The sequence below is a fragment of the Paraburkholderia atlantica genome, from assembly GCF_000092885.1.
Classification (GTDB): Bacteria; Pseudomonadota; Gammaproteobacteria; order Burkholderiales; family Burkholderiaceae; genus Paraburkholderia; species Paraburkholderia atlantica.
Genome location: NC_014119.1, coordinates 295,054 through 311,285, shown reverse-complemented (window position 1 = coordinate 311,285; position 16,232 = coordinate 295,054). Strand labels below are relative to the sequence as shown.

Sequence of the window (16,232 nt, the reverse complement as noted above, 5' to 3'; positions counted from 1 at the left end):
CAGAGGCATACATGGCTTCCGACTCTTCCAATCTGGTTTCCCCGCCGCCCGAACCCCGTGCTTCCACATGGCGGCGTCAGCTTGGCGGCGCGCTATTCGGTTTCCGGCGCGACGGCGCGGCGACTGCCACGAACCACGCTCCGCACGGTGCGGCAGGGCTCGGCGTGTGGCGCGCGCTGCTGCGCAATCGCTCGGCGCTCGGGGGTTTCGCGCTGCTCGCGGCGTTCATCGCGCTTGCGCTGGGCGCGGGACATCTGTATCCGGGTGATCCGCTCGACATGGTGGCGGCGCCGTTCGTATGGCCGGGCACCGATCCGCAATACTGGCTCGGCACGGATTCGCTCGGACGCGACGTGGCTGCGGGCATCGCGCACGGCGCCCGCGTGTCGCTGCTGATCGGCGCGAGCGCGGCCAGCATCGGGCTCGTGATCGGTACGCTGGTCGGTGCGACGGGAGGCTTCTTCGGCGGGGTGATCGACGATGTGCTGGTGCGCATCACCGAACTCTTTCAAACCATACCGTCTTTTCTGCTGGTCATCGTGATCGTTGCGATTGGGCATCCCAGCGTGACGATCATCGCGCTGGCAATCGGCATTGCATCATGGCCCACCGTCGCGCGGATCGTGCGGGCGGAATTTCGCAGCCTGCGCCGTTCGGACTTCGTGCTTGCCGCGCGCAGCCAGGGCTTCAGCAACGCACGCATCATTTTTGGCGAGATTCTGCCGAATGCGTTGCCACCGGTGATCGTGACCGCGTCCGTGATGGTGGCGAGTGCGATCCTGATCGAGTCGTCGCTGTCGTTTCTCGGCATGGGAGACCCGAACGTGGTCAGCTGGGGCGGCATGATCGGCGCGGGCCGTGACTCGCTGCGTACCGCCTGGTATCTGACGGCCGTGCCAGGTGCCGCCATAGTGCTTGCGGTACTCGCGCTGAACCTGCTCGGCGACGGTCTGAACGACGCGCTCAATCCGCGCCTGCGGGAACGAGCTTGAAGAGCCCGCGGCTCACGCGGCTCACAATGTAATCGAGGACGCTCTGTGGCAAACCTGCTTGAAGTACGCGATCTGCGCGTCAGTTTCGGCATGCACGAAGCCGTGCGCGGCCTGAGTTTCGACATCGCGCAAGGGGAGACGCTGGCGCTCGTCGGCGAATCCGGTTGCGGCAAATCGGCAACGGCGCTGTCGCTGATGCGTCTCGTGGCCGCGCCGGGACGCGTGACGGGGAGCTTGCGCTTCGATGGCCACGAGCTGCTCGACCTGTCTCCCCGCGAAATCCGCCAGGTCCGTGGCCAGCAGATTTCGATGATTTTCCAGGAGCCGATGACGTCGCTCAATCCGGTGCTGTCGATTGGCGCGCAGATCGTCGAAGCCTTGCGTCAGCATGAGGATCTGTCCAAGGCGGCGGCGTCAAAGCGCGCCGTCGAACTGCTCGAACTCGTGCAGATCCCCGAGCCGCAACGCCGGGTGTTCGATTATCCGCACGAACTGTCCGGCGGGCAGCGGCAGCGGGTGATGATCGCGATGGCAGTGGCCTGCCGCCCGCGTCTGCTGATCGCGGACGAGCCGACCACAGCGCTAGACGTCACGATTCAGGCGCACATTCTCGAGCTGCTCGACGGTTTGCGGCGCGAGCTGTCGATGTCCTTGCTGCTGATCACGCACGACCTGGGCGTCGTCGCGAAACATGCGGATCGCGTGGCCGTGATGCTGGCGGGGGAGAAGGTCGAAGAAGCGCCGGTCGCGCGACTCTTCACTCAGCCGCAGCATCCTTACACGCGGGGTCTGCTGGGCGCGTCGCTGAATCTCGCGGACGATCTGCACTATCGCGGCTGGAAGTTGCCGGAAATCCGTCATGGCATCGCCGAAGACGGCGGGCCTTCCTTTACCGTGCTGCCGCGCTCGCCGCGCCCCGGGCTCCATGTGGCGGATGTCAAAGCGGACGCGCACAGCAATGCATCATCGGAAGGCAACGCAGTGAGCGCCACGCCGTTGCTCGAATTGCAGGACCTGCGCGTCGACTATCCGCAGCGGCGCGGCCAACCCGCACTGCACGCGGTCGATGGCGTGTCGCTGACGATCGCGCGCGGCGAGACGGTCGGCTTGGTGGGCGAATCCGGCTGTGGGAAATCGACGCTGTCCAAAGCGATCCTGCGGCTCGTGCCCACTGCCGCGGGCGCAATCCGCTTGCGAGGCACTGATCTCGCGCCGCTGGGCGAACGCGAGTTGCGGCCGTTGAGACGCCATGTGCAAATGGTGTTTCAGGACCCGTATTCGTCGATCAATCCGCGCCGCACCGTGGCCGAGATTCTCGACACCGTGCTCGTGGTGAATCGGATCGGTAACGCCCAGCAGCGCCGCACACGCATCGCCGCGATGCTGGACCGCGTCGGCTTGCCCAGTTCGGCGCTCGGCCGCTATCCGCACGAATTCTCCGGCGGGCAGCGACAACGCATCGGCATTGCGCGCGCCCTGGTCCTCGAACCGGATCTGCTGATCTGCGATGAACCGGTTTCCGCACTCGACGTGTCGATTCAGGCGCAGATTCTCAATCTGCTGGTCGATCTGAAGCGCGACCTCGGGCTCGCGTATCTGTTCATTTCGCATGACCTGTCCGTGGTGCGCTACATCGCCGACCGTGTGCATGTGATGCAGGCGGGTCGGATCGTCGAAAGCGGAGACCACCGCGATATCTGGCGTGCGCCGCAGCATCCCTACACCCGTACGCTGCTCGACGCGATTCCGGGCAAGACCTTCGACGACGCGCGGGCGGCTTGACCTCACCCGTCGCACGATGGGGACGGCCTACGCCCCATATCCGGGCGGCACGACAAAACCGCCATACGCTTGTTCGAGCAAATGCGCGAACGCAATGGACGTACGGTCTTCGAGCCACGGGCCAACGGCTTGCGCACTGACGGGCAAGCCGTCGTCGTCGAGACCGAGCGGAAAGCTGGTGGCCGGCAACCCCGGCAGCACGGGCAGACCCGCCCAATGAAAGAAATCGAGGAAGCGCACGTCCCGCACGCCGTCGTCGAAGGCGACCGGATAGGTGCGCTCGTCTTTCGGCTCCTGATGGTTGTGACGGAACGCGGCGACCGGAGCGACCGGCGTGACGATCACGTCGAATGCTTTGAAAAGCCGCTCCCACTGGTGACGCAATGCATGGCGTTGCTCGTCGGCTTTGAGCCAGTCGCGGTGCGCGAGGTATGGCGCCCTCAGCCACGCGGCGTCGGCGCTCTCGTCAGCGGGGGCGAGCGCCGCAAGGCGTTGTCGAGCCGCTTCGCTCGGCACAGGCGGTTCGGCGAGCGACGAGCCGAGCAGCGTCCGGTACAGCGCATGCGCACGCACCAGATCGGGTAGGAGCCCCTGCGGCAGATCGGCAGGGCGGCTTACGTACACGCCCTGCGTGCGCAACCGCTCGACCACGCGCTCGATCACGAGGCGCTCGGATAGGCTGCGTTGCGTGCCCGGCCATGTGTCGAGCACGAGCACCCGGAACTCGGTGAGCCGTGCGTGGCGCGCAGGTGGCAACGTGGAGCGCCATGCCTTGGACGTCAGCGGATCGCGGTTGAGGAGCAGATCCAGTGCGAGTTCGAGATCAGCCGCGCTGCGCGCGAGCGGGCCCGCCACGCTGAGATCGCGTGCGGACGCACGTCCTCTCGGCACACCGCTGCCGGCGAGCGACACGAGGCCGTAGCTCGGCTTATGGCCAAAAACGCCGGTGAAGTGCGCGGGAATGCGAATCGAGCCGCCGATATCCGAGCCCAGTTCGAGGGCGACATAGCCGGCCGCGAGCGCCGCCGCCGAGCCGCCCGACGATCCCCCGGGCGTCCTCGCAAGATCCCACGGATTGCGGGTCAGCCCGTAGACTTCGTTATAGCTTTGCAGATCCGCGAGACCGAGCGGCACGTTGGTCTTGCCAATGATCAACGCGCCCGCTTCACGCAATGCGGCGACGGCGAGCGAATCGCGTTCGGCGCGATTATCCGCGTAGGACGGGTTTCCGACACTAGTAACTAGCCCGGCCACATGTAATCGGCACGCCGAGCAGCGGCCGTCGCTCGCCACGCGCAAGCGCCGCGTCGGCTTCGCGGGCGGCGTTGCGCGCTGCGTCGAAGTCACGCGCGACCACGGCGTTCAATATGTCATCGAAGCGCGCGATGCGAGCGAGGCTGTGTTCCAGCAGGTCGACCGCAGAAACGCGGCCCTCGGCCAGCGCGTCCGCCTGTTGCTTCGCGCTCGCAAAGGTCAGCGCATTCAGTAGCGCGGATTTCGGGTCGTCCAGTTCTGGTGTGCTCATTGTTCGAGGCCCTCGTCGGTTTGTCAGGTTTTCGGTTCGATCCAGGTATCGGAGAAATCGCCGGCGGTCAGGTCAATACTGTTGTTCAGGTTGTGCACGCGCGCGTGATACACCTGCAATGCCGAGGGCACAGTAACGAGCGGCAGTACCGGCAGGTCGCGGCCGACGATCTGCTGGACTTCCCTGAACGCGGCCGCGCGCCTTGTCTCGTCGGTTTCGATCGCGGCTGCGCGAAACAACTCGTCCACTTGCGGGTTCTGATAATGCGACGCGTTGATCCAGATCAGCGGATGCCGGACGCCGTCCGACCAGTAGATGCGCTGCACGCCGACGGTCGGGTCATACAACCGGCCGAGACCATTCAGGTTCAAATCGAATTCGCGTGCCGTGTACGCGCGGCGCAAATAGGTCGGCAGATCGCCGTCGAGAATCGTCGCCTTGATGCCGATGCGCGCCAACGCGGCGCGCAGATACTCCGCCGCGTGCCGAAAATCCGCGCCGCTGATGTAGTTGATCTTCAGCGCGAAGCGTTGACCGTCCGCCTGCTTTGGATAACCCGCAGCGTCGAGCTGACGGTTCGCGGCGTCGATGTCGAACGGATAGTGGAACGTGCTGTCGTCGTAGTAGGCCGCCAATACGGCTGGCACCGGCGAGTCGACCACGCTCGCGCGCCGGTAGAACACGTGGTCCTTGATGAAGTTCCGATCGATCGCATGCGCGATTGCCTTGCGAACCGGAAGCTGCGCAAGCACCGGATTTTCCAGGTTGAACTCGAGGAAAGCCGCGTTGTTCAGGTACGCGTCGTAGCTGTCGTCGATTTTCAGATACGGCACTTTCGCGAGCCGCCCGAGATCGGCCAGACCGACATTGGCCGCGGCGTCGACTTCGCCCGTTTCGAGCGCGGCTGAGATGGATGCCTGGTCGGGCACGATCCGATAGACCACACGGTCGAGATGCGGCGCCCCCGCGCGCCAGTAGTTCGCATTTCTGCGCAGGCTGATGTGACTGCCGCGCACCCACTCATCGAACACGAATGGACCGGTGCCGATCGGCGCGCTCAGATTGGGGCTCGTGAGCGGATCGCCGTCGCCATAGCGATGCTGCGGCACGATCGGCAATTCCGCCGACGACAAAGCCTTGATCAGATACGGCGTTGGTTTGCCGAGTACGATCACGGCCGTCAACGGATCGGGCGTGTCGACGCGTTCGACGTTCGCGAGCGTGATGCGCCCGCGCGGACCGAGACGTTTTTGCGTGAGGATCGAGTAACGCACGTCAGCCGATGTGAAGTTCTCGCCGTCGTGCCACCTCACGCCGGGCCGCAGCCTGAACGTGTAGTACAGACCGTCGGCACTCGTGCTCCACGCGATGGCAAGCAACGGCTGCGGCCTGAACTGCGCGTCATAGCGCAAGAGTCCCTCGGTGATTTTGGCGCTGATGTTGCGGATCACCGTGTTGGTGTCGAGCAGCGACACCAACGACGGCGGTTCCTGTTGCACTGCGTAGGTCAGCGTGCCGCCCTGTACGGGCGCGGCGTTGGTTCCGGCAAGCGCGCTCGACGAAGCAGCGGCGCTGCCCGCATGTGCGAGGCGCACCGAGGAGTCCAGCGCGCCGGCGCACAGAAGCGCCAGTGAGCTCTGGATGAAATGCCGGCGATCTAAGCGCATGGCTAACCCTGTTGAAGCGGCGTCTGTACGGGTTGGACCGCGCCATGACGCACGCGGCGACCAAAGAATGGATGCCCCGGATCGTTAAAACCCGGCGTGGACGGATGTCCGCTCGTCACGAGCGAATCGACGAACGCTTCGTCTTCAGCGTTCAGGCGGTAGGCGAGCGCGGGCAGATAGTCCTGCCACTGCGCCTCGGTGCGAGGCCCGGCGATCGTAGAACTGATGTAGCGGCTATTGAGCACCCACGCGAGCGCGAATTGACCGGCAGAAAGACCGCGGGCCTGAGCATGCTCACGCACGCGCCGCGCCAGTTCGAGCGATTCTGGACGCCACTCGGTCTGCTGCAAGCGCCGGTCGCTACGCCCCGCGCGGGTGTCGGCACCGGGCGTGGCGCCCGGTTCGTATTTGCCCGTCAGCACGCCGCGCGCGAGCGGGCTATACGAAATGACGCCGAGCCCGTAACGATGCGCCGCAGTCAATTGCTCGGCTTCGGCCTGGCGGTTCGCGACGTTGTAGAGCGGCTGGCTTGCGACAGGCGCATCGAGTCCGAGCGCCTGGGCGGTATGGCTGAACTCGGCGATCTTCCACGCGCGATGATTGGACAGTCCGTAGTAGCGCAGCTTGCCAGCACGGATCAGTTCGTTGAGCGCGCGCACGGTTTCTTCGACCGGTGTCTGATGATCTTCGCGATGGATGTACAGCAGGTCGATGTAGTCGGTGCCGAGCCGCTGTAGGCTCGCATCGACGGCGCGCACGATATGTTTGCGCGACGCACCTCGCGCATTGACGTCGCGCTCATCGAGCGGATTGGCGAATTTGGTCGCCAGCACCCAGCGCTCGCGCTGCGCGGAAATCGCGCGGCCGACCACGCGTTCCGACTCGCCTTTGACGTAGACGTCGGCGGTGTCGATCGAATTGACACCCTGCTCCAGCGCCTGTTCAATGATACGTGCAGCGGTGGCCTCGTCCGTGGGGCCGCCGAACATCATCGTGCCCAGAGTCAGTGTCGAGACCTTGATGCCGCTGCGACCGAGTTGTCTGTATTCCATGAGAGTCGAATTCCGTGAGAGTTTGAGTCGAATGCGTTTTAGCGTTGCAGCCAGACGTCGGCGAAACTCGCCGATACTCCGTCAGGGCCCGTCGTATGGTTATGGACCGCGCGCGAGTACACGGTCAGGTATTGCGGCGATACCAGGTTGATGTCCGGAAGATCGTGTTCGAGAATGCGCTGAATCTGCGAGAAGAGCTGCTTGCGTCTGCCTTCATCGGTTTCCTCGGCGACTTGCGTGAACAGCAGGTCGATCAGTGGGTTGCTATAGTGCGAACCGTTCGTGAACGGCACGCCGCGCCGGAAGTTGTTGCTCGTATAGAGCCGCGCTACGCCGACCACCGGATCGAACAGGTTGCTCATGCCGTTGATCGAAAAGTCGAAGTCGCGGTCGGTATAGATACGTTTCAGATACGCGGGCAAATCCTGGCTGCGCACGGTGACCGCAATGCCGACCCGCGCCAGCGCGGATTTCACATAAGCGGCGGTGCGCGTGGGCAGATCGCCGATCGGCAGCGGGTCGACGGTCAGCGCGAAACGCGTACCGTCCGCCTTGCGCGGATAGCCGGCTTCGTCGAGCAGTGCGTTGGCGCGCTCCACGTTGAACGGATACGGCGTAGGTGCCGGGTCGTAGTAGGGGCTCGTCGGAATGATCGGACTGGCGAGCGGCGTCGCATAGCCGTAGAAGATTACCTTGCGGATCACGTCGCGATCTAGCGCCGACGCAATCGCCTGACGCACTGCGAGGTTCTTTAGTACAGGGTTGTCGAGATTGAACTCGATGCGCGTCACACCAGCCTGGAACTCATAGCCGCGCTGGTCGAGCGCGAGCTTCGGATTGCTTTTCAACCGCTCGATATCGGAGAGCGGCACGGGCGTGTCGCCGCTCAGGTCGACTGAGCCGTCTTCGAGCGCGACAGTGCGCGCGGCCGGATCGGTGATGACCTTGACGACGATCCTGTCGAGCAGGGGCTTGCCCTTGTCCCAGTAGTCGTCGTTGCGTGCATATTCGACGTAGCTGCCGCGCACCCATTTGACGAAGCGAAAGGGGCCCGTGCCGATCGGCGCGTTATTGGCTGGGTTGGTCAGCGGGTCGGTGCCTTCGTAAATGTGTTTGGGCACGATCGGCGTTTCCGACGACGAGAATGCCTTGATCAGATACGGCGCGGACTTCGACAGCGTGACGACGACTGTATACGGGTCCGGCGTCGTCACAGCGGTGACGTTCGCGAAGGTGGTTTTGGCGCGCGGGTGGACTTGCCTGAGCGTCTGGATCGAGTACGCGACATCGGCGGACGTGAAAGGCTGACCGTCATGCCATTTCACGTCGTGACGCAAATGAAAAACGTATTTGCGCCTGTCGTCGCTGACTTCCCAGGACGTCGCGAGCGAAGCTTTCGGCTGCAACCTGAAGTCGTATTCGAGCAGACCTTCGACGACTTTTGGGCTGACCTTCAGCACATTGGTCGCCGTAGTCGCGAGATCGACGAGAGCGGTTGGCTCCGGCGTGACGACGAAATTGAGTGTGCCGCCGCGGGTCTGCGCGTGAGCGTGAGAAACAGAGAGAGCGACCAGCAGCGCGGCCGCGAATCCGAGCGCGCCATTGACAAGGCGCGCACCGCCCCGGCGCGGCGCCGCCTGCGATGTGACGTATGCCATCGTATGGTTGTGCGAGAAGAGAGAAGGGAAGAAAGCCGCAACGGGCTCAGGCCGTGGCGCGCATAGTCGCGTCACGGCGCGCGAGTGCGGCACGCAGCGGCGCGGGTTCTACCCATGCGTCGAAATCGAAGTCCGTTGGAATGAATCCCCACTTGAACAGGAACTGCTTGAAGTCGGCGAGCGCCGCCAACGCTTGCGGATCGAGTCCGATGCTCAATTGCCGATGTAGTCCGCCCGGATAGGCTCGCTCGACCCAATGTTCCGCGCTGCGCGTTTCGCGCGCCACGTAGTGCGCGATGTCGCCCGCATGGCGTTGCGCCCAGTCGCCGGTGTCGAGCGTGCGGGCCAGCACCCGCTCGACCAGATCGGGGCGCTCGCGCAGCAGTTGCGCGTCCACGGTCAACGGCCGCGGCGTACCATTGTTCGCGTGCAGCAGCCGATTCGGCTGGGCGCTGATATCGATCAGGATCTTCGCGTTCAGCAGGTTTGCGATATCGAGCCCGGTCGCGCCTTTGACGAACACGACGTCGGCCTCGCCGCGCAGCAGTGCTTCGCCTTCGCGGGCGAATTCGTGAGAGCGCTGCGCGTCCAGCCAGTCAGCGAGCGGGGCGTCGGCAGCAGGCTTGGCGTCTTCGAGGCCGCGCGGCGTATGCGGGAGGTCGACCAGATCGACGTCCTCGAGTTGCAGGCCAAGCGCGCCGAGCAATGACGTGAATCCGCGCAAGGCAGTCGCTCGATGGAAGTCGACCACGCTTGCGCGTGCATTGAGCGGAAAGCCGAAGTGGCGTCCTGCCAGCGCTTCCGCGCTGGCATCGAGTTGCCGGTCGAGCGTGATCAGCGCCTGGAATTCATCCACCCAGCTCAGCCCGATCAGTCGTGTATCGCTGCCTTGCGAACGCGCCCATAGCGCCGGAATATTGCCACCCTGCCGAAACGACCATGGCTGCGTGTGCGTGAAGTGCGAGCGCCGCACGGTGGCGTCGTCGGCGTCCTGGAGCGCCTTCACGTCGATGCCGTCGGGGGCGAATTCCTGTTCGAGCCAGCCTTTCTGTACGGTTATGCCGAACGGAGTGGGGGCAGGGCAGCGGGTGTACCAGAGTCGGCTCATTCAATCACCTTTGAGTTGGTAGATGCGGCCAGTTAGAGGCGCAGGCCCGCTTCCCGTAGTAGCGGCAGCACGCGCGCGCCGAAGAATTCGAGGTCCGGCTGGAAGTCGAAGAAGCTCAACTGCACGCCGTCGATACCCGCCTGATGCAGGCGCACGATGTATTCGGCAATCTGCTGCGGCGCGCCTACGATCGAGATGTTGCCGCCGACTGCCCGGGCGGCCGCCTGGTTTCGCTGCTCGGCGTTGCCTCGCCATGCGTGGGCGTCACTATCGAAGCGATGGAAGCTGCCTTCGTCGCCATGCGCGACGATCGCGTCGCGATAAGCGAGTGCTTCGGCTTCGGTCTCGCGGCAAATCACCATCGGGTTGATCAGAGTGCGGACTTCGCGTCCGTACTTCGCGGCGGTCGCCTTCACGCGCGCCGTGTGGGCCGGCAACGCCGCCAGCGCCGCTTCGATTTCTGAGCCAGCTGGGCTGGTGATGAACACGACGTCCGAGTAACGCGCGGCGAAGTCGATCCCTGCGTCAGATCCCGTCGCATTCACGAGCAGCGGGCGCCCGTATTGCGGCTTTGGGGTGACGAATGCCTTGTCGAGCTTCCAGCTCGACAGTTCGGGCACGAAGCTGAAGTTCTCCGGTTGTGACCATAGCTGTTGCACCGCGTCGAGAAACTCGCCCGCCAGTTCATAGCGGCGGTCATGTTCGATGCGCTGCCAACCGAACATTTCGTGTTCGACCGCGCGATGGCCGGTCACGACATTGATGCCCCAGCGCCCCTTCGAAATGTGATCGAGCGTCGCGGAGAACTTCGCGAAGTGCAACGGATGCCACGGGCCATAAAGCACGTGGCTGGTAGCAACAAGAATGATGCGTTCGGTGCGCGCGGTCATCGCTGCAAGCGACATGAACGAGTCGAGGGCCTGACCGTTGAAGACGCCACCATAGCCGCCCTTCGGCAGCCACTGGGACAGCGCGAACACCAGATCGAAGCCGAGGCTCTCGGCCTTTTGCACGAGCGCCAGGTTGTAGTCGAAGTTCCAGTCGGTGGTGCGAGGCAACGTCGAGGCGCTCCAGCCACCTGCCTGAATCGGCAGGAATAGGCCGAGCAGCAACGGCTGCTCGAGAGCGCGGGCAACCGGACTATCGTTGAATTCCACGGGCGAGCGCACCGGTACGAAGGCAGTGGCGTCGCGCGTGCTGTCCGATGATTGCGCCGACGCTTGCGGCTGAGGGGCGAGAATGGATTGGGTCACAGTTATTGTCCGTGCCGTTTGACGTAAAAGGAAGCGCGCACGTGGGTTTCAGGTCTGACCGTTGGGTGAAGGACGCACGCCGTTGAGATAGAAGTTGCCAACAGCGGCGTATTTCCAGCGCACCGGATCATGCACGGTGTGAACTCGCGCGTTGCGCCAGTGCCGGTCGAGATTGAATGACGGATGCGTCGAGCGGGTTCCGGCCAATTCGAACAGCTTGCTGCTCGCTTCGATCGCGATTTCGGTAGTCAATGCCTTGGCTTGCGCTACGGCGATCGACGCGGCCGCGATCGAATCCGGCCCAATATCGGCGAGACAGCGATCGATCTCGCGACCGGCGCGTTCCATCATCGCTTCGGCCGCGTGCAGACGCGTCGTCAATTCGCCAAGCTGATGGATCACATAGGGATCGGCGCCGAGGGGCGAGATGGCGCTCGACGACGAAGCCGCGTCGCGTTCGCGAATAAAGGCGATCGTTGCGTCGATCGCGGCGCGCGCAATGCCCGCGTCGATGCCGACATGGCTGATCTGTGTGACCGCGTTTTGCGGCCAGTGCGCATAACTTTGGTGAATCGGTAGCACGTTGAGCGCGGGCACCCACACATCGTCGAAAATCACAGTTCCGCTTGCCGTGGTTTTCTGCCCGAAGCTTTGCCAGTCGTCGATGATCTTCATGCCTGGGTGACCGGCCGGGACCACCGCCACAGTGCGACGCCCTTCCTGGTTTTGGCCGATGGTCGACACATAGTCGGCGAATAGCGCGCCGGTCGAATAGAGTTTGTTGCCGGACAAGCGGAAGCCGTCTTGCTCCGGTGTGATGGTCATCGCGCAGCCGCTGGGTTGCCGTGCCCCGACGTCGACATTCGCATTGCCAAAGCGAGCACCGCCCAGAATCTCGCCGAGAAAGAACGACCGCTGTTGCGCGTTGCCGGTTTTCCAGATCCAGAATACCGCGCTGTTATGGTTCTGCTGGATCTGCGCGATCGACGGGTCGGCTTCCGCGAGGATCGCGAATACGCGCGCGACGGTCGAGTAGGAAACTTGTGCCCCACCGTATTCGCGCGGCACCGTCATGGCCCACAGTCCCGCACCAGAGCAGGCATCGAGCTCGGCGAAAGGCAGGATGCGTTCGCTATCGCGGCGCGAGGCGTCGAGCGGGAATCGCTCGGCGAGCGCTCGCGCAGTGCGCAGCGCTTCATCGTCGGATTTGAGAATGCGCGCCGGTGAATATGCGCGTGGGGTAGCTCGGGCGCTCTCTTCGAACGCGACGACTGAAGTGCGGGCGGTCATCGACGACTCCTGGCAGTCCATTCAGGAACGGGGCTAAGCCTTAACGCGGGATGGCTTTCAAATGGGAAATGCGGTGCCGCTTCTTCCGAGGTCACGACGACGCTGTCCGCCAGCCCGTCACCGGTACCCAGCATGATAGGAATATCCAATGAGATCCGGCCGCTAGCGAGCACGTGCACGATCACGCTCCGCGAGCAGCAACGCTTCATCGACGTCATCCTTGACCACCACAACCGCAGGGCGGCGGTGTTGCCACAGCCTCGGCGCTCCTGCGGACACGATGCGTTCTCAGTGACTGTGGCGAAAGAAAATCGGTTTTTACAGTCATATCCGATGCATTGACATACAAAGTTCGCTTTAGCGCAGAAACTCTCTAGGCAGCGCTGAGCAAAAATGTACCGGTAAGCAAATTCATTGGACAACCAACAATAATTTCTATTCTTATATGCGCGTTTATCGGGAGATCAGCGAAACCGACGCATGGATTTAAGCAAAGCAGAATTGCTTCGTTCGTGGACCCACGGCAGCTGGCTATGCTGTGCGGCGAATCCCCACTCGCACTTTCAACGATCGATCCATTCATTCATGACGACGCTAAACGAGTATCTTCAGCAAAAACGCATTGCATGGCTCGCCAAACGCGAAGCGGCGCGCACCGACCCGAATGTCAAGGCTAACCAGCTGAAGGCCAATGTGCGTGCCTTGGGACGCAGCGGCGTACGCGAAATCCGTATCCGCGACTTTCAGGTCATCAGCGACAGCCCCGCTGATTTCGCCGGCTACAACCTCGGACCAGCATCGCCTGAATTGCAGCTCGGTGTGCTGGGGAGTTGCCTGACGCATATCACGCTGATTCAGGCTGCCGAGCGGCAGTTGCGGATAGATTCAATCGATGTCGAGGTGACCGGTGAACAGCATCCGCTCGCACAGCAACCGGGTTTCGAGCATGTGCCGATCTTTCCGCACAACATCCGCTATACGCTCGATATCGTGTCGCCGGAACCACCCGAAGCGATTCGCGCACTGCATGAAGCTGTGGAGGCGGTTTGCCCGATCTACAACCTGCTGAAGAACCCGCAGTCGATCGTCGGTGAATTGCGGCACGTGAGCGCGGCGTAGCTAGCGTTCGGTGCGCGTGGGTGCAACGGTGGTTTTTAGCTGCCAGCCAGTACTTCATTGCAATCTGATGTGAGCGCCCCCGACCGTCAGTTATATCGCACGACGCTCGTCGGTGACGTACCGGTCGGGCCGGACGGAAGGCCGTCGGTGTCGCTCGAAGGTTCGCCGATGGGAGCGGCCGCAGCCATTGCGCTGAACTGAGTCGCAGGTCGCTCGTCGGGCGGTCCGGTTCGTCGACGCGCGCGCCGCGAAGCCCGGTGACGGCGACGCGCCCCGCAAGCGGCTCACTCAGAGCGCGAAACGGCCTTCCGCGACGAATGTCGGTAGCGGATTGCGCGGGCTCGGCGTCTCGCGCTTTTGCAGGGCTTCAGGCAACGAAGCTTTGTCACCAGCGCGACCGATGGCGACGGCCGCCTCGATCGCATAGTCCTCGGGGATCGCCAGTTCCGCGCGAATATGCTCGCGTTCGATGCCGGCAAGGCCGTGTGCCTTCCACCCCGAGAGACTTGCCTGCAGCGCGAAATAACCCCACGCGGCGCCTGTATCGAACGAATGCGACGCGAGCGGCACTTCCGTTGCGGCCCCCGGTGGCGTGAACGTGCGCTTCGACAGCACGATCAGGATCGCGGCGGCATATTGTGCCCAGCCGCGGTTGAACTCGTTCAGGAAACCCAGAAATCGCGTCCAGTGCTCCGTGTCGCGGCGCGCATAGACGAACCGCCACGGCTGCGAGTTATACGAGGAGGGCGCCCAGCGGGCCGCTTCGAGAAAGGTTAGCAGCGTCGATTCTGGAATGGTGTCCTTCGTGAACGCGCGCGGCGACCAGCGTTCGAGAAATTGCCTGTCGATCGGATACTCGGCGGTACGGGAGTTTGAGGTGGTCATGTCTGTGCCATTGAGGAGAGAGAGGCGATGCTTATGCGTGTACGCCCGCTAGAGTCAGGACGGTAAGTCGGGTCAAACATAAATCCAACCAATGTTTGCGCATAAGAAAAGCAGATGACGGGAGAATACGTTGAGTCGATGTCGTCCTGCCGACATTGCATTTGCGGCACAAAGCATGGCACAAATGCTTGTTTGCGCAAGCGAGCGGCGCTGACTGGATTCGATCAATGCCACGAGCAGGGGAGCGCACGATGTCATTGGACGTCGCATTGTTCTATCGGCGGGCCGTGTCCGGCTTCCTCGAAGCCGTGCGGCAGCTCCTGCTGAACATCTACAATTCAGCGGGCGACGACACAGCGCGATTGAACGCCCATGCGACGTTCGTCGATCCGTCCTCGCCGCGCGACGCGCGGTCACGACGCAGTATCGAATTGCGCTCGCGCTGTTTTCCTGAGTCCCTGCGCGGCATATGGCCGGTCGTCATAACCTTAGTCGCAATCCGCTTTGATGGGCTCGCTCGCACTAACCCACGTCTCCCCCGAACGTGGCATCGCATCACGCGCTGGACGCCTCGCGCTGCCAGAGACTCGACGCATACGCCGACTCGTCGAAGTCAGCGGGAACATGTGCGGCGAGACGTTGCGCGTGCGAGTCGAGATCCGCAAGAAACAGATCGCGGCTGATGCGCCTGACCACTGGACGCAGGCTCCATTGTGATTCAACTTGGGCGCGGCTCTCGCATGGCGAGAGCCGCGCGCTTACCTATTGATGCGTTGCTGACATGCAAAACATAAATATTGAATAAATATAAACATATCGAAATCGAATAATTCTCACGTGGGTCCTTCCTCGCTACGCTGTGTTGACTATCTTCGGCGAAGACTTATGACCCCTTCCGTTCCAACGTCTTTTTCCGCGCGGCGACGCGTGTTGCGTGCGCTCACTGCAGCGCCGCTCGCCTCAGTGGCCGCCGCGGCACGTGGGCAAAGCGTGTCCGCGGCCAATCCAAACGCGAGCACGGCAAGCAACGGCGTAACGCTGGTGCTCGGCGATCAGGCCGGCGGAACGCGGGCGCTGATCGAAGCATCGAAGGTACTGGACGGCGCACCTTACGCGTACCGCTGGGCTAACTTCCAGGGCGCCGCGCCCTTGTTCGAAGCGCAACGCGCGGGCGCCGTAGATCTCGCGCCTGCGGGCGACTTGCCAGTGCTCGCCGCGGCAGTGGGCGACCCGTCGTTGAAAATCGTGGCGACCCGCGTCGGGTCCGGCGCGCAACTCGGCATTCTGGTGAGCCCGAATTCGACTATTCGCACCGTGGCCGACCTCAAGGGGCGCACGGTGTTCGTCTCGTCGGCGCGCGGCAGCATTTCGCAGTTCCAGCTTTATGGCGCGCTGGCGGAAGCGGGTTTATCGAAGGATGACGTCAACGTGCGCTTGATTCTGCCGGTCGACGCGTTCGCCGCCTTCGCGTCCGGTTCGATCGAAGTGTGGGCAACCTTCGACCCGTACTACGGAATTGCCGTGCAGCGCGGCGGCCGGGTGCTGCGCGATGGCAGCGGGATCAACAGCGGCCTCGGCTTCATCACTGCGTCGGGCAACTCGCTGACGGACCCGCGCAAACGCGCGGCGATTGCCGATGTCCTGAAGCGCTATCAACGCACCGGCGATTGGGCCCTTGCGAACCCCGATGCCTATGCGCAGATCTACGCGACGCTCACGCGCTCGCCACTCGACGCCGCGAAGCAGATCACGCAGCGCGCTTCGCTGAAGCAGCACTTCGTCACCAACGCGGACATCGAAGCGCTGCAAAAAGTAGCCGACAGCGCGAACCGCGACGCGATCCTGTCACGCCGGATCGACGTGCGCGCGATCTCGGAAACCCATCTTGCCAGCGCATGACC

General features: G+C 63.3%; 12 protein-coding genes and 2 pseudogenes. 5 read left to right on the top strand and 9 right to left on the bottom strand.

From position 1 onward, the window contains the following. Positions 1-11 precede the first annotated feature (11 nt). Positions 12-992 carry an ABC transporter permease gene (locus tag BC1002_RS29000; RefSeq protein WP_013093538.1) on the top strand — a complete coding sequence of 327 codons (981 nt, stop codon included), beginning with the start codon at positions 12-14 and terminating at the stop codon, positions 990-992. Positions 993-1,037: 45 nt separating this feature from the next. Further along, entirely contained in the window at positions 1,038-2,774 is a 1,737-nt protein-coding gene (locus BC1002_RS28995) for an ABC transporter ATP-binding protein (RefSeq protein WP_013093537.1), read from the top strand. Between the two features lie 27 nt (positions 2,775-2,801). Here BC1002_RS28995 and BC1002_RS28990 read toward each other — a convergent pair. From BC1002_RS28990 to BC1002_RS28960, 7 genes and pseudogenes are all read right to left on the bottom strand, one after another. Then, positions 2,802-4,299 (bottom strand): annotated as a pseudogene (locus BC1002_RS28990) (amidase). Positions 4,300-4,322: 23 nt separating this feature from the next. Next, the gene (locus BC1002_RS28985) at positions 4,323-5,966 is read right to left on the bottom strand and encodes an ABC transporter substrate-binding protein (RefSeq protein ID WP_013093536.1); all 1,644 of its coding nucleotides are present in this window, start codon (positions 5,964-5,966) and stop codon (positions 4,323-4,325) included. A 2-nt stretch (positions 5,967-5,968) separates the two neighbouring features. Next, positions 5,969-7,018, bottom strand: coding sequence for an aldo/keto reductase (locus tag BC1002_RS28980; protein ID WP_013093535.1), 1,050 nt, complete (start codon positions 7,016-7,018; stop codon positions 5,969-5,971). A gap of 38 nt (positions 7,019-7,056) precedes the next feature. Further along, positions 7,057-8,676, bottom strand: a complete 1,620-nt coding sequence (locus BC1002_RS28975) for an ABC transporter substrate-binding protein (RefSeq protein ID WP_013093534.1) — start codon at positions 8,674-8,676, stop codon at positions 7,057-7,059. Positions 8,677-8,722: 46 nt separating this feature from the next. Further along, entirely contained in the window at positions 8,723-9,784 is a 1,062-nt protein-coding gene (locus BC1002_RS28970; protein ID WP_013093533.1) for an ABC transporter substrate-binding protein, read from the bottom strand. 32 nt (positions 9,785-9,816) lie between these two features. Next, positions 9,817-11,025: an LLM class flavin-dependent oxidoreductase gene (locus tag BC1002_RS28965; RefSeq protein WP_193373068.1), complete on the bottom strand. Its 1,209-nt coding sequence runs from the start codon at positions 11,023-11,025 to the stop codon at positions 9,817-9,819. A 60-nt stretch (positions 11,026-11,085) separates the two neighbouring features. Next, positions 11,086-12,327, bottom strand: a complete 1,242-nt coding sequence (locus BC1002_RS28960; protein WP_013093531.1) for an SfnB family sulfur acquisition oxidoreductase — start codon at positions 12,325-12,327, stop codon at positions 11,086-11,088. Between the two features lie 585 nt (positions 12,328-12,912). On the opposite strand from BC1002_RS28960, the gene BC1002_RS28955 reads away from it, so the two are divergent. Further along, positions 12,913-13,446 (top strand): OsmC family protein, encoded by a 534-nt coding sequence (locus BC1002_RS28955; protein ID WP_013093529.1) that lies wholly within the window; start codon positions 12,913-12,915, stop codon positions 13,444-13,446. An 81-nt stretch (positions 13,447-13,527) separates the two neighbouring features. Then, positions 13,528-13,647: pseudogene (locus tag BC1002_RS38030) on the top strand (TauD/TfdA family dioxygenase); the annotation flags it as partial. Between the two features lie 87 nt (positions 13,648-13,734). Here the strand turns inward: BC1002_RS38030 and BC1002_RS28950 are convergent. Beyond that, positions 13,735-14,331: a nitroreductase family protein gene (locus tag BC1002_RS28950; protein WP_013093528.1), complete on the bottom strand. Its 597-nt coding sequence runs from the start codon at positions 14,329-14,331 to the stop codon at positions 13,735-13,737. A gap of 555 nt (positions 14,332-14,886) precedes the next feature. Then, positions 14,887-15,027 carry a hypothetical protein gene (locus tag BC1002_RS38545; protein WP_238538067.1) on the bottom strand — a complete coding sequence of 47 codons (141 nt, stop codon included), beginning with the start codon at positions 15,025-15,027 and terminating at the stop codon, positions 14,887-14,889. A gap of 189 nt (positions 15,028-15,216) precedes the next feature. Between BC1002_RS38545 and BC1002_RS28945 the strand changes: the two genes are divergently transcribed. Then, positions 15,217-16,230, top strand: coding sequence for an ABC transporter substrate-binding protein (locus BC1002_RS28945; protein WP_013093527.1), 1,014 nt, complete (start codon positions 15,217-15,219; stop codon positions 16,228-16,230). Positions 16,231-16,232: the final 2 nt, after the last annotated feature.

Excerpts from the sequence above, each read along its gene's own strand:
- BC1002_RS28945 (WP_013093527.1), top strand. The coding sequence starts at position 15,217 with ATGACCCCTTCCGTTCCAACGTCTTTTTCCGCGCGGCGACGCGTGTTG.
- BC1002_RS28955 (WP_013093529.1), top strand. The coding sequence starts at position 12,913 with ATGACGACGCTAAACGAGTATCTTCAGCAAAAACGCATTGCATGGCTC.
- BC1002_RS28975 (WP_013093534.1), bottom strand. The coding sequence starts at position 8,676 with ATGGCATACGTCACATCGCAGGCGGCGCCGCGCCGGGGCGGTGCGCGC.
- BC1002_RS28970 (WP_013093533.1), bottom strand. The coding sequence starts at position 9,784 with ATGAGCCGACTCTGGTACACCCGCTGCCCTGCCCCCACTCCGTTCGGC.
- BC1002_RS29000 (WP_013093538.1), top strand. The coding sequence starts at position 12 with ATGGCTTCCGACTCTTCCAATCTGGTTTCCCCGCCGCCCGAACCCCGT.
- BC1002_RS28960 (WP_013093531.1), bottom strand. The coding sequence starts at position 12,327 with ATGACCGCCCGCACTTCAGTCGTCGCGTTCGAAGAGAGCGCCCGAGCT.
- BC1002_RS28950 (WP_013093528.1), bottom strand. The coding sequence starts at position 14,331 with ATGACCACCTCAAACTCCCGTACCGCCGAGTATCCGATCGACAGGCAA.
- BC1002_RS28985 (WP_013093536.1), bottom strand. The coding sequence starts at position 5,966 with ATGCGCTTAGATCGCCGGCATTTCATCCAGAGCTCACTGGCGCTTCTG.
- BC1002_RS28980 (WP_013093535.1), bottom strand. The coding sequence starts at position 7,018 with ATGGAATACAGACAACTCGGTCGCAGCGGCATCAAGGTCTCGACACTG.